The organism is Moraxella lacunata (assembly GCF_900453205.1).
GTDB classification, from domain to species: domain Bacteria; phylum Pseudomonadota; class Gammaproteobacteria; order Pseudomonadales; family Moraxellaceae; genus Moraxella; species Moraxella lacunata_B.
On the sequence record NZ_UGQU01000004.1, the window covers coordinates 112,750 to 126,397 of the forward strand.

Annotated in this window: 12 protein-coding genes; 8 read left to right on the plus strand and 4 right to left on the minus strand. The window is 47.1% G+C overall.

Annotated elements, in window-relative coordinates:
- The first annotated feature begins 129 nt into the window (after positions 1-129).
- Positions 130-2,937, plus strand: a complete 2,808-nt coding sequence (gene infB, locus DX073_RS12985) for a translation initiation factor IF-2 (RefSeq protein ID WP_115008435.1) — start codon at positions 130-132, stop codon at positions 2,935-2,937.
- Positions 2,938-3,010: 73 nt separating this feature from the next.
- The gene (locus DX073_RS12990; RefSeq protein WP_181814459.1) at positions 3,011-3,850 is read left to right on the plus strand and encodes a 2OG-Fe(II) oxygenase; all 840 of its coding nucleotides are present in this window, start codon (positions 3,011-3,013) and stop codon (positions 3,848-3,850) included.
- A gap of 230 nt (positions 3,851-4,080) precedes the next feature.
- Here the strand turns inward: DX073_RS12990 and DX073_RS12995 are convergent, their stop codons facing one another.
- The 4 genes from DX073_RS12995 to DX073_RS13010 all read right to left on the minus strand — a co-directional run bounded on the left by DX073_RS12995 (position 4,081) and on the right by DX073_RS13010 (position 8,781).
- Entirely contained in the window at positions 4,081-4,332 is a 252-nt protein-coding gene (locus DX073_RS12995) for a helix-turn-helix domain-containing protein (protein WP_029103941.1), read from the minus strand.
- Positions 4,333-4,674: 342 nt separating this feature from the next.
- The gene (locus tag DX073_RS13000; protein ID WP_220186762.1) at positions 4,675-6,369 is read right to left on the minus strand and encodes a HAMP domain-containing sensor histidine kinase; all 1,695 of its coding nucleotides are present in this window, start codon (positions 6,367-6,369) and stop codon (positions 4,675-4,677) included.
- 127 nt (positions 6,370-6,496) lie between these two features.
- Positions 6,497-7,219, minus strand: coding sequence for a response regulator transcription factor (locus DX073_RS13005; protein ID WP_115008437.1), 723 nt, complete (start codon positions 7,217-7,219; stop codon positions 6,497-6,499).
- A 239-nt stretch (positions 7,220-7,458) separates the two neighbouring features.
- Positions 7,459-8,781 (minus strand): efflux RND transporter periplasmic adaptor subunit, encoded by a 1,323-nt coding sequence (locus DX073_RS13010; RefSeq protein ID WP_115008438.1) that lies wholly within the window; start codon positions 8,779-8,781, stop codon positions 7,459-7,461.
- Positions 8,782-9,084: 303 nt separating this feature from the next.
- On the opposite strand from DX073_RS13010, the gene DX073_RS13015 reads away from it, so the two are divergent.
- The 6 genes from DX073_RS13015 to DX073_RS14410 all read left to right on the plus strand — a co-directional run bounded on the left by DX073_RS13015 (position 9,085) and on the right by DX073_RS14410 (position 13,637).
- Complete coding sequence (locus DX073_RS13015) at positions 9,085-9,432, plus strand: response regulator (RefSeq protein WP_036388546.1); 348 nt, start codon at positions 9,085-9,087, stop codon at positions 9,430-9,432.
- Positions 9,433-9,494: 62 nt separating this feature from the next.
- On the plus strand, positions 9,495-9,869 hold the full coding sequence (locus DX073_RS13020) for a response regulator (RefSeq protein WP_115008439.1): 375 nt from the start codon (positions 9,495-9,497) through the stop codon (positions 9,867-9,869).
- Between the two features lie 3 nt (positions 9,870-9,872).
- A complete protein-coding gene (locus DX073_RS13025; RefSeq protein ID WP_078274805.1) occupies positions 9,873-10,403 on the plus strand; it encodes a chemotaxis protein CheW in 531 nt (176 codons plus the stop codon).
- A 279-nt stretch (positions 10,404-10,682) separates the two neighbouring features.
- Positions 10,683-12,746, plus strand: coding sequence for a methyl-accepting chemotaxis protein (locus DX073_RS14820; protein ID WP_258556966.1), 2,064 nt, complete (start codon positions 10,683-10,685; stop codon positions 12,744-12,746).
- Between the two features lie 20 nt (positions 12,747-12,766).
- Positions 12,767-13,402 (plus strand): CheR family methyltransferase, encoded by a 636-nt coding sequence (locus tag DX073_RS13035; RefSeq protein ID WP_181814460.1) that lies wholly within the window; start codon positions 12,767-12,769, stop codon positions 13,400-13,402.
- Between the two features lie 40 nt (positions 13,403-13,442).
- Positions 13,443-13,637, plus strand: coding sequence for a CheR family methyltransferase (locus DX073_RS14410; RefSeq protein WP_115008441.1), 195 nt, complete (start codon positions 13,443-13,445; stop codon positions 13,635-13,637).
- Positions 13,638-13,648: the final 11 nt, after the last annotated feature.

Genomic DNA, 13,648 nt, shown 5'->3' on the forward strand with positions numbered 1-13,648 from the left:
TTGGCAACTTGTAAAAATGGAGGGTAAAATGGGGATGAACAAGACTCATCCTGCCCATCCATTTTCACCAAATTCATTATTTTATGATAAAATCATTCATCAGATAACCAAACAAATTTAGGTAAACCAATGGCGACAAAAACCGTAAAAGAATTAGCAAAAGACTCTAACATTACCACTGACGTGCTTTTAAAACAACTAAAAGACGCAGGTCTGCCCACTCGTGGCGAAGATGATTCTGTCTCAACCGATGAGCAGGCAACACTCGTGGCGTTTTTAAAACAAAGTCATGGTCAAGCCCAAAAGACCCGCATTGGCATGACTCAAAAAACCACCACCACCAAAAAAATCACCACCACCACCGGCAAAGCCCAAAACATCAATGTCGTGCGTGCCAAGAAAAAGCAGTTTGACATCCAAAAACCTGACTTAGCTGCCGAAAAAGCCAAAGCCCAAGCAGAGCGTGAAGCCGAACAAGCCAAAGCCATCGCCGCCCTAGAAGCCAAACAAAACGAAGAGCGTGCCAAACAAGAAGCTGCCATGCGCCAAGAGGCGACATTGGCTGCCATGCGCGCCAACTCGGGCAGTGCAAATGGTGGCGAGAGTAAGTCCAGTGCGTCTGTGGTCGTCAAAAAAGCCAAAAAAGATGAAGCCGATAAAGACGACAGCGTGGTCAGCTCATCTGTGGTCAAAAAAGGCACAGCTGCCAAGAGTGACGTAAAATCTGACAAAAAAGAGACCAAGACAGACAAAGCCAAAAAACAACCTGCCAAACCTGCTAAGAGCGAGACCGAAGAAGAGCGTCAAGCTCGCCTTGCTCGTGAAGCCGAAGAGCAAAAACTGCGTGAGATAGAAGCGGAAAACCGTCGCCGTGCTGCCATTGACGCCCAAAATCGCACTTTGGAGCAGATGAAACAAATGGCAAATCGTTATAGTGAAAAAGACGAGGTGCCAAGTGCGGTCGTGCGTAAAGATGAGCCATTGGCGGCAGGTCTGGTCGGAGCGGCATTAGAAGAGTCTTTTGAAAAAGAGCGTCGTGAGATTAAGCGTGGTACCAGCAGTACATCAAGCCGTGCCAAAGGCGGTAAGAAAAAAGGCAAAGAAGAGCTTGAAATCAGACCTAAGTCACGTGGATTAAAATCATCACAAGCAAGCAAACATAAGTTTGAGATGCCTGTGGAAAAAATCATCCATAATGTTGAAGTGGGCGAAGGGATTGTCGTGTCTGACCTTGCCCAAAAAATGGCGGTCAAAGTGCGTGAGGTCATCAAGTCGCTCATGAAAATGGGCGAGATGGTGCGTGAGGGCGATGTCATCGACCAAACCACCGCTGCCCTTGTCATCGAAGAGTTTGGGCATAACTTCATCGCTGTGTCTGACACCCAACTAGAAGACGACCTACAAGAGGCTGCCACCGAGAAACAAGGCAACGTCCAAACCCGTCCGCCTGTCGTTACCATCATGGGTCACGTTGACCATGGTAAGACATCACTACTGGATAAGATCCGTGAAACCAAAGTGGCAAGCGGTGAAGCTGGTGGTATTACCCAGCACATCGGGGCGTACCATGTTGAGACTGACCGTGGCGTGATTACTTTCCTTGATACCCCTGGTCACGCTGCCTTTACTGCCATGCGTTCACGTGGGGCTCAGGCGACCGACATCGTGGTCATCGTGGTGGCGGCGGATGACGGGGTTATGCCACAGACCGAAGAAGCCATCGACCATGCACGAGCGGCTGGTACGCCAATCATCATCGCCATGAACAAGATGGATAAAGACACCACTGACCCAGAGCGTGTGCTAAATGAGCTGTCAGTCAAAGAAATCATTACGGACGCTTGGGGTGGGGATACGTCACTGGTCAAGGTCTCTGCCAAAACAGGCATGGGTATTGATGAGCTGTTAGAGACCATCAGTATCCAAGCCGAAATCATGGAGCTGACCGCCCCTGTGGATGGTGCTGCCCAAGGCGTGGTCATCGAATCTCGCCTAGACAAAGGGCGTGGTGCGGTGGCAAGCCTACTGGTCAAAAAAGGCACGCTAAAACAAGGCGACCTTGTACTGGCAGGCGAGTTCTATGGCAAAGTGCGTGCGATGACGGACGAAAATGGCGAACGCATTAAGTCAGCAGGGCCTTCTATTCCTGTGGAGATTTTGGGCTTGCCTGATGCTCCGATGGCGGGTTCTGAGTTCTTGGTGGTCTCTGATGAGAAAAAAGCCCGTGAAGTGGCGGATTTTCGTATCGCTCGTGAGCGTGAACGTTTGCTTGAACGCCAAAACAAAATGCGTCTAGAAAACATGTTTGCCAACATGGGCAGTGAGGCAAAAACCCTAAATCTTATCCTAAAAACAGACGTGCGTGGTTCGCTAGAAGCCCTGCTTAGTGCGTTAGATGAGCTGTCAACCGATGAAGTCAAAGTGCGTGTGATTAGCTCGGGCGTGGGTGCCATCACTGAGTCTGATGTCATCTTGGCGGAGTCTAGTGAGGCGGTTCTGCTTGGATTTAACGTGCGTGCTGACAATGCTGGCAAGCGTAAAGCAGATGAAGTGGGGCTTGACATTCGTTATTATAGCGTGATTTATGGCTTGATTGACGATGTCAAAGCAGCGATGAGTGGCATGCTTGCCCCTGAGCACCGTGAGAAAATCTTGGGTATTGCCGAGGTGCGTGAAGTGTTCCGTTCTAGCAAGTTCGGGGCGGCTGCAGGCTGTATGGTACAAGAAGGCACGATTTATCGTAACAAGCCCATCCGTGTTCTGCGTGATGATAAAGTCATCTTTACAGGACAGCTCCAATCCTTGCGTCGCTACAAAGACGATGTGAACGAGGTTAAGGCAGGCATGGAGTGTGGTCTGGCAGTCAAAGGCTATGAAGTCGCTGCTGGCGATAAGATTGAAGTCTTTGAGATTCACGAAGTGGCGCGCACCCTGTGATGTCATGGCAAAAACCGCTTGCCCTAAGGTAAGCGGTTTTTTGATAATAAGTTGCACAAATAGGAGTATTCATATGACATCATCTGCCTTTTCATCATTGACTCATGAAGACTTACTGGCATTGAGCTTGACACTTGATGACAGTTGGAGAGCGTGGATAGAGACTAACATTGAGAGGGGGTGTAGCCCTGCCAGTATCGCCAAAGTCTTGGCAGACAATAAAAAATTGCCAAGCAAGTATCTGCCTGCCGTGCGTCCAAATATCACCAATGATGATGAGAATTTTGTTAATATTGATGGGCATGTCGTGCAGGTGGTTTGTACTCTAAAATCGCCCCGAGTGGTAGTGTTTGACAACCTGCTCACACAGGCGGAGTGCGATGAGCTGATTGCATTGGCGGATGGTAGGTTGGAGCGTGGTAAGGTTGTTGATGAAAAGACTGGTAATTCACGTCTGCACGCTCACCGCAGTAGTGATAACGCCCAGTTCACTTTGGGTGAGTTTGAGGTCATTGACCGCGTGGAGAGACGGTTAGCGGCCCTGCTAAATTGGCCGGTGGAAAATGGCGAGGGTTTGCAGGTACTGCGTTATCAAAAAGGCGGAGAATACCGTCCACATTTTGATTATTTTGGTGACAGCGTGGGCGGTCGCAAGCATTTGGAAGTAGGCGGACAGCGTGTCGGCACTTGTGTGATGTATCTGTCAGATGTGCAGGCAGGGGGCGGAACGTCATTTCCCAGTGTGGGTATGGAAGTCAAGCCCAAAAAGGGTGGTGCGGTGTTCTTTGCTGATGTAGACGAGCAGGGGGATGTAGACAAACTGACCTTGCATGCAGGCGTGCCTGTCATTACAGGTGTGAAATTTATCGCCACCAAATGGGTGCGTGAACGTCCTTACAGACGTGAGAGTTAATGTTTTGGTTTGATGATAAATACCACAAAATCGCCCACAGTCATGTCGGGCGATTTTTTATGTCAAATCATTTTTTGGTATTGTTAATTGAGTATACTTTTCTAGAAAGCCGTTCGTGGTGAGCTTGTCGAACCATAACGGTTTTCCTAGACTTCGACAAGCTCAGTCCGAACGGAAAACCTTAAAATCTATCTTTATTTAACAATACCCATTTTTTTAAAAGTGTTTGCTTAAAACATCTTGGTTAGGTCTTGCTCTATGAGTAACTTATCCAGCGGAGTTTCTAGGGCGTCGGCAATCTGCCCCATCAGGTCAATGGACACTGCCCGTCCACCATTTTCAATCTCACAGACATAAGTTTTGCTGATGCCCGCCTGAAATGCCAGCTCTTCTTGGGAGAACTCTTTGATACGCCGAAGTTGTCTCATGTTTTGGGCGAAGATTAGGCGGTATAAATGGGGTGTTTGATTGGATTTTTTCATGGGGTTATTAGGGCGTGCCTACCATTGATAACATTCTTATAAAATAAGATGAAAGTTTAACAGTTTCAATCAATTTTTGCATGAAAAATGGCTAAATCTTGTGGCTCGAAGTCAAAAACTTGCTTGATAGAATGACTATCAACCTCAAGTTTTTTCCTTGAAAAACGGGCGATTCCCCTGCTTTTTTAAACAGGCATTTTTCATTGCAAATACCAAAGTTCAACACGCCCTATGGAATATGGGGTGCTACACCCAACCAACTTGATATTTACCACGTCCCTACGTCCACACATCATTGTATTTGTAGTAATTTTAAAGCTTCTTGGGTGTATATGATTGGCATTAACCATCCTGATTTATCGGCAACACCACCAAAAAGCGAGTTTTGCCCTGCCATGTGTCGGTGCTGATATGTCCGCCATGAGCTTCGGCAATTTGGGCGACCAGCGACAGCCCAAGTCCTGAACCTTTTTTCTCTTGTTTGAGCCGTACAAAGGGACTAAATATATCTTCACGCTTATCCACAGGAATGCCAGCTCCTTGGTCGATGACTGCCAGTACGGCATAGTGGCTTTTTTTGCCATCATCTTTGTCTTTGTTGCGAGAGAGTAGTTTAAAGAAGGCACGGGTATGCTTCTCTAATGCCGTATCTTGGGTGGTTTGCGTTTGCTCTTTGTTGTCGCTCTCTTCTTTATTGTCTATTTGTTCGGTTTGTTTTGGCAAGTCATCATTGATATTAAGATGGCTTGCCAGCTCATCATGGTCACTGCCGTGGGCGGTTGTGATGTCATGAGTGGCAGGCGTGTTCATGTGGTCATCGTCTTTGCCAAGGTCGATGAGTGCTTTGGGGATAAAGCCTGCTTCTGCCAGACTGGGCGAGCCATAGACATAGACTTCCACAGGGGGTGTGCCATGAATGAGAGCGTTATTGATGAGATTACGCACCAAATGCGTCAGCAGTTTGGGCTGTGCCATCATCGTCACAGGCTCAGCAAAGAGCGTCGCTTCGGTGTAGTGTTGGCATTCGCTTTTGATAAGCTCTACCAAATCCACGCTTTCATTGGCTTGTAGGGCATGACCTGCGTCCAGACGACTCACCAAGAGAATGCTCTCAACCAAATCATTAAGCCCTGTTAGGTCACGATTGATGGCATTGGCACGCTTGTCAAACTTGGCTTTGTCGGCAGGGTCGAGCTTTTGGGTGAGCATGTCCATCATCTCAATCTGCAAGCGAATGCGAGTAATCGGCGTTCTAAACTCATGACTGGCGTGGGCGAGCAGTAGGCTGTTGGCATTGATGAGTCGCTCTATCTTCTCGGCAGATTGGTTAAAGCCATAGGCGAGCATGGCAATCTCATCATTGCCCGTCTGATTGACCCGCACACTAAAATCACCATCACCCATTTTTGCCATCTTGCGACTCATCTGATTGAGTCGCCACGTCATGTTATGGGCAATGCCCCACAGTACCGCCGTCATGATAAGAATCAGCAAAAACGTGCCAGTAAAGAAGTTAAACATGCCCAAAAACGGACGTTCTTTGGGCGGTTTTCGGCTCTCATACCACACCGAGTAGCCCGAGCTGGTCTTTAAGATGACGTGATGTGGCTCTTTGCCTGATAAGGTGGGCAATGTCTCGGCAAGCCATGACGGCGTGGGGGGCAGACGTTCGGGCAGTTCGGTCTCTTCGGTCTGCAAAATAAGCCTGAGACTGGGGTCGTAGAGTCCGATTTTGGCGTTTAGGCTTTCATCAAAAATATCAAAGCTTTTTTTGACCACGGCAAGGATAAAACGTGCTTGTAAGCGGTTATTGTCTTTGCTTAGCTTATCCACTTCGACCAAAAAAGGGTCGATTTGCCCCACGATTTGCCCTGCGATGACTTTGGATTTCATGCTGTCGGAGTTATTATGGACAAGCTGGGCAAGCAAAATCATGGCAATGGCAAAGGCGATAATCGCCAAAAACACGCTGATAAACAGCCGTGCAAACAGCGAGCGAAAACCAAAGCTGGGCGGTGGGTTGTTTCTGTGGGGCATGGATAGTAGCAGGTGGATTTAAAATAAAATGGCAGTCTAACAGGGTATTGGTTTGGTTGATATATTTATTAAACCGCCATTAAAAAAACAAACATCCAGTCCCATAAGAATTGAATGTTTGGTAAGATTATACTTGGTCAGTGGCGAACTGATAACCCACGCCACGCACGGTAATGATACGTTTGGGCTGACGGGGATTGTCTTCAATTAAGGCTCTAAGGCGTGAGATATGCACGTCAATGGCACGGTCGATGTTCTCGGAACTGTCATCGTTCGGCATGGCTTGCCAGAGCTGTTCACGGTTTAGCACTTTGCCAGCATGGGTGGCAAAGTAGTGCAGGAGCTGGAATTGGTGCGTGGTCAGACGGACGATGTTGTCATCAATGGTCACTTCATGACTGTCGGGGAATACGGTCAGTCGCCCAAAGGTCAGACTGCCTGAATTGGTGTCGGCTTGGTTGGGGGTCTCATGACGGCGTAGCACCGCACGGATACGAGCGAGCAGTTCACGGGGCTCGAACGGTTTGGCAATGTAGTCGTCCGCCCCCATCTCTAAGCCCAGCACACGGTCGGTGGTGTCGCCCTTGGCGGTGAGCATGACGATTGGCACTTTGTTAATCATCACATTCTTGGAGGCGCGCACCTTTTGGCAGACCTGCATGCCGTCCATGTCAGGGAGCATTAGGTCAAGCACGATAAGGTTAATATCACGCTCTTTGGCTTCTAGTAGGTCAAGCCCTTCTTGGGCGGTGGGGGCGTGATGAACTTCATAATAGTTCATGGACAGATAGTCGCTGATAAGCTCTGCCAAATCTGGGTCGTCTTCGATGAGTAGGATTTGCTTGGTCATGGTCATGCCTTATGTCAAATAGTATTTAAATTGTCTTTTGTAAAGATATAAAGACGCCCAAAAATAAGGGCGAAAAAATCATGGCTATATCTTGCCAATATTTATTCACTTTGGCAAGGGGTAAATTGTTATTTAATTAAAATGACGGGGTGTATTTTAGCCGATTTTGCCTACATTTACCCACTCTTTGTAACTATTGTTACAGATGATTGTGAGATTGGGGGATAATAGCCTATGGGTTATTTTAAACGCACTCGTCCGCCATGAGCTTGTTTGGGCAAATCGGCAAGAACGACCAAACCATCTAAGGCAATGCCTGCGATGAGATATTGGTCGCTTTCGGGTTGGTATTCAATGACGACGATTTTGGATAAAGCCAAGCGTTCATCTTGTCCCACTGTCCATAGCCATGCAGGGCGGGGTGTGGCAGGGCGATAGGGTGGCTTGGTCAGCTCGGACAAATCCATGGGGTTTAGCTCATCATCAAAAATGGCAAAAGCAGGCACGAGTACACCCACATCGATTTGTCCATAATTGACATAACCGCCGACCCGTTCGCCAAGCGTGAGTTTGGCTTTTTTGGCTTGCTCGGGCTTGATGGCGACGTGGATTTCCATCATGCCACGCACTTTGGGGTTGAGGGCAATCTCTTGTATCTGACCGCCAAAACTTCGCCCATCTTCGGTGTCAAAGCTCACCCCATCGCCGATGGCAAGATAATCGGCAAAGTCGGCAGGCAAGGGGCTGATGAACTTAATAAACCGCTCATCGGAGATGACAAGTACAGGCGTGGTCTGGGGGTGGGTTTTGTCTTTATCATTGATGAATATCGCATCTACCTTGCCTGTCATCGGACTTTTGACATCAAAGGGGATTTTGGTGATGATGGGGGCTGTTGGTATCTCATCATCGGTGTCATCCGTCTGCTCTTGGAAGCTGGTTTTGCCTGTGTTTTTGGATTGGTCTTTTGATTTTTCGGATGTTTTTGTATTTTCTGCTTTGTTTGTGTTTTGCTTGTCGGTGACGGCATTGTCAGCAGGTTTGCCCGTATCATCGGCGATGGTGTCGTCATCGCTTTTGTTGTCATCTAGGCTGTCATTGGAGATGTTATCGGGATTGTCGGCAAAAGTGACGGTTTCTTGATAAAACTTGCCCACGATGTCGCCCACCTTGATCGTATCGCCTACTTTGATAAGCATGCGGTCAAGTTTGCCATCTTGGGGTAGGGGGATGGTTGTCTGCTTGTGGGGAATGATGACCCCTTCTAGGCGAAAGGCAGGCTGATAACGTTCGGATTTGATTGCCATGACATGAGCGGTGGCAAGGGTGACGTTGTCGCCATTGATGGTGATTTTGGCGTTATCAGCATCGGTGGGCGGACGCACAGCCGTGTTGCCATGCACCAGTCCATCTCGCTTGTGCTTGTCATCAAAGCTCTCCAAATCGGTCAGTTTGGCATCAGGCACAGGCTCGCAGGCACTCACCAACAAGGACAGTACCACAAGGGCGGACAGAGACCGCCAAGATGACTGGCAGGACAATGAGCAAAAAGGTAAATTCATGATAACAAGACAATAAAAACAGGTCGCTAAAAATACCTTGCTATCGTATCATATTTTTAGCCCATAAATCCTTTGTTTTATCAAAAAAGAGTGGAAAATTTGCCTTATTTGTGCTAAAAAGTAAAGTAGGTTTTTACTGACTAAAATATTTGTCAAAATTTAACCAAATCTTATTAACGTTTAGTTTTATCAATCAATGATAGGGCTTGATGTTTAATGAGGTAACTGATTTTGACTTTCTAATTGACAATCCATTTTTAAACAAAGGATAACACCGTGAGTGAACTAGCTGGCCTAAAAGTCATGATTATCGATGACTCAAAAACCATCCGTCGTACTGCTGAAGCCCTACTCCAAAAAGAAGGCTGTGAAGTGATTACTGCCGTTGATGGCTTTGATGCTTTATCAAAAATCGTTGAGACTAACCCTGACATCATCTTTGTAGATATTATGATGCCACGTCTTGATGGGTATCAAACCTGCTCAATGATTAAAAATCACCCAGAATACGCCCAAAAACCTGTCATCATGCTATCGTCCAAAGATGGTCTGTTTGACAAAGCTCGTGGACGTATCGTGGGCTCAAACGAGTATTTGACCAAACCATTTAGTAAAGAAGACTTGTTTGCGACCATCAGTCGCTTTCGCTAGTCGGCTCTCTTGACTTCTTGATGATTAGTTAGAAGTTAAATTCATTAATATAGGAGACAGACATGGCAAAAGTGTTAGTTGTGGATGATTCGCCCACAGAGATGTTGCGATTTCGTGAAATTTTGGTCAAAAATGGCTTTGAGATGTTTGAGGCTTACAATGGCGAAGATGGCTGTGCCAAAGCGATTGAAGTCATGCCCGATGTGGTGCTTATGGACATCGTCATGCCTGAGATGAACGGCTTTCAAGCAACCCGTAAAATCACCCGTGAGCCAAAGACTGCCCACATTCCTGTGGTCATTGTCAGTACCAAAAACCAAGAGACAGACCGTGTGTGGGGTAAGCGTCAAGGGGCAAAAGAATACTTAACTAAGCCCATTAACGAAGAAGAACTCATCAGAGTCATTCGTTCTGTCATGAGTGTATCTGCGGGGTAAATCATGGCATCTTTTGGTTTTATTGAGCTTTTGCGTCTTGCCGACCTTGCCAAGGCTCGGGCGACAGGGCGACATGACTCGGATTATACACAGTGGATTGGCATTGCCTTTGAAGTGGGCGGACAAGAATTTGTCGCTCCGATGGGCGAGGTGTCTGAGATTTTGGCGGTGCCTGAGCTGACCCCCATTCCCTTGACCAAGCCGTGGCTACTTGGTGTGGCGAACGTACGGGGACGGCTGTTGCCTTTGGCGGATTTGGCAAAATTTTTAAACATTGACAGCCATGAGCGTCTTAAAAACAAAAAGGTCATGGTTGTCGACCAAGACGGCTTTTTTTCGGGTATTTTGGTGGATCAAGTGACAGGCATGGTGCAGTTTTCAGGCAGTGAATACCAAGATGTACCTTTGCCTGAAGAGTCGCCCTTTGCTCCGTATAACCACGGCAGATTTGTCAAAGATGATAAGGCATGGCATGTGGTTATGCCGTCTTTGCTGTTTCATGATACAGAGTATCTAAATGCAGCGTTAGGCTAATTATGCTGGTGGTGTGTTGTTGATTTTGACAGCCTAAGTGTTTGCTATAAAATCAAAACTTGCCAGCATGCTAAAATTTTTTTGCCAATGACAAATTGTGTCATAAATATTTCTAAAAATATCATTTGTGTTATAGGGTGGTCACGCCCAGTGTGTTTGAGCAAATGTAAAACCAATCAAAAGCATTTCATCAGCAAGTGGTGGAATTGATGAGTTGTATCAGTTAAGTAAGAAGCGGGCGATATTGATAAGTGGCTCGGTTTTAAAAGGATAAGCAAAATGAATGATGTGAGCAAAGTCTCAGAACCCCTAGTGGTCGCACCAACGTCAGATTCAGAGAAAAAGTGGTGGACGCTACTCATCATCTCTGGGTTCATTGCCATGTTTAGCTTGGCGTATTTGGCGTATTCACTTCTAAAAGTAACCGATTATCTTGGCGATGTCAATCAGCTGGAAGTCAGTGCGGTAAATATCGTCAAAGATGTCAATGACGCCACGTTTTCTCGTGATTTTGATGTTAGTAAAGCTGCTTATGCCAAGTTACTGACAGACGTGCAGTCCTATGAGTCGGCATTATCACGCCTACAAAATAACAAAATGGTGGGCGATGCAGAGGCGATCAACGCCATCAGCAGTGATTGGCAGTCTAAAAAAGGCAGTGTCGATTATATCGTCACACATCAAAACGACGTCAACGCTTTGCAAGATTTACAAAATCAGGTTCAAGATGCCGCTCGTCAAATGCAAGAGCAGTATGCGAGTGTTACCGATCAGGCGATAAAAGTAGGGCTGTCATCTGCCACCATCAAAGAAATCCAAGAGCAGATTTTACGCCTTGAACGCATCAGCGAAAAAATGGCGGCATTGACCAGCAGTACAGGCACCAATACCGATGAGTTTAAAGAAGAAGTGTCAAATTTTGCACGCATCTTAAAAAACCAGCAAGCAGTCTATGGGCAAGCCTCCCCATCCTTGCAAGCCATCGGTGACACCTATCAGCAGATGGTGGAGCCAGTGATTACCCAACTGACCGACCTAAGCAACCCCACCATCCAATCCCGTGAATCTGCCCAAGCACTCACTGACCTTGCTACTAAGACCCAAGAGCAACTGTCAAAGATTGACCGTGGCATTATTACCCAAAAAAGCATTCTAATCCCTGCACTTTTGTTGCTACTTAGTGCTCTTGCTTTGGCATTTGCTTTGTATCGTTTACTAAGACAGCAAAACAGTCAAGAATTACGCATTAGTGAAAAAGAAAACATGCGTCAGCGTCAAGAGATGGAAAAAGAAGCGGCACGAGCCAGACAAATCCAAGAAGAAAACGAACGCTCGCAGATGGCGATTTTGCGACTGCTTGATGAATTGGGCGACCTAGCAGAAGGTGACTTGACCGTAAACGCCACTGTATCAGAAGATTTTACGGGGGCGATTGCCGACTCGGTGAACTTCGCCATCGACCAACTGCGTCAGCTGGTACTTGCCATTAACACCACCGCCGACCGAGTTGCCCAGTCATCACAGCAAACACAGATGACCGCGGTAGAGCTTGCCGAAGCGTCCGAACACCAAGCCCAAGAGATTGCAGGCGTGTCTGCCGCGATTAATGAGATGGCGGTGTCGATTGACCAAGTATCTGCCAACGCTTCAGAGTCTGCCTTGGTTGCCCAGCGTTCGGTTGCCATTGCTCAAAACGGTGCGGACGTGGTACAACGCTCTATTGAGGGCATGAACACCATCCGTAATCAGATTCAAGAAACCTCTAAGCGTATTAAGCGTCTGGGTGAATCGTCTCAGGAGATTGGTGATATCGTTGGATTGATTAACGACATTGCCGACCAAACCAATATTCTGGCCTTGAACGCTGCCATTCAGGCATCGATGGCAGGTGAGGCAGGTCGTGGTTTTGCGGTCGTTGCCGACGAGGTACAGCGACTGGCAGAACGTTCGGCTGCGGCGACTCGTCAGATTGAGACACTGGTTAAGACCATTCAGGCGGATACCAATGAAGCGGTATCATCGATGGAGTCTACCACTGCAGAAGTTGTAAAAGGTGCAAAACTTGCCAAAGACGCAGGCGAGGCACTAGACGAGGTACAAACCGTATCGAACACACTGGCAGATTTAATCCAAAACATCTCAAACGCTGCTCGTCAGCAAGCCACCTCTGCAGGTCATATTTCTAGCACGATGAACATCATTCAAGATATTACCTCGCAAACTTCATCAGGTACGATGGCGACTGCTCGTTCGGTGGGTCGTCTAAACGAGATGGCGGCAGCCTTGCAAGAGTCAGTATCTGGCTTTAAGCTATCCAACGATGATGTTTTTGCTGACAACTGATTGTCAGCATGGGGGGCGTGATGAATTTGCCTTTGTGGCAAGCGTACATAGAGCGAATCTGTGGATTTGTGTTGCCGTCGGTGCAACATAATTGGCTCATTTATGCCATCACGACCACCGCCCAAAGTCACAACATGAGCATACATGAGCTGTATGATGCTTTGCAACATGATATTGTTGTACCGTCAGAACCATTGCCAGCCTTGACTCAGTCGCTACTTGATAACTTGCTCATTGCGGAGAGTCGTTTTTTTCGCCATGAGCCGTCTTTGACATTCGTCGGAGAGCTGTACAAATCTTACATTACTAAGTGGCATAAGGCAACACCATCGTTTGATGTTCCGTCGATGTTTTCGGTATGGAGTGCAGGATGTTCTACAGGTCAAGAGACGTATTCGTTGGCAATGACACTTGACTTGATATCTCGGCAGTTTGTCAGACCTTTGCCGTTTCAGGTCAATGGCTCGGATTTGTCCGTACGCTCGCTGACGTTGGCAAAAAAAGGCGAGTATACAGGCAGACAAATTAATGAAATCCCTGCCCGTTACCGCTCCCAGCTTCATGCCACGCACGATGGGGTGGGCGTTTTTAATCACCAAAAAATATGGCAGGTGGGCATAAAAACTCGGCAACACACCCAATTTTTTTTGGCATAACCTTTTTGCAAAAAAACCGCTTGGCTTACCCAAGCAACAGGTGATTATTTGTCAAAATGTGCTGATTTATTTTAGAAAATTTGACCAAAGAGACATTTTGGCATATTTTGTGCAGAATTTAGACATTGGCGGTTGTGTTTTGTTCGCTCCTAATGAAGCCATGTTTTGGCAGCACCCTAATATGAGGCGTGTCGATAACGGTCAGATTAACGCTTGGCAAAAGATAAGCCAATGACTGACTTGTAC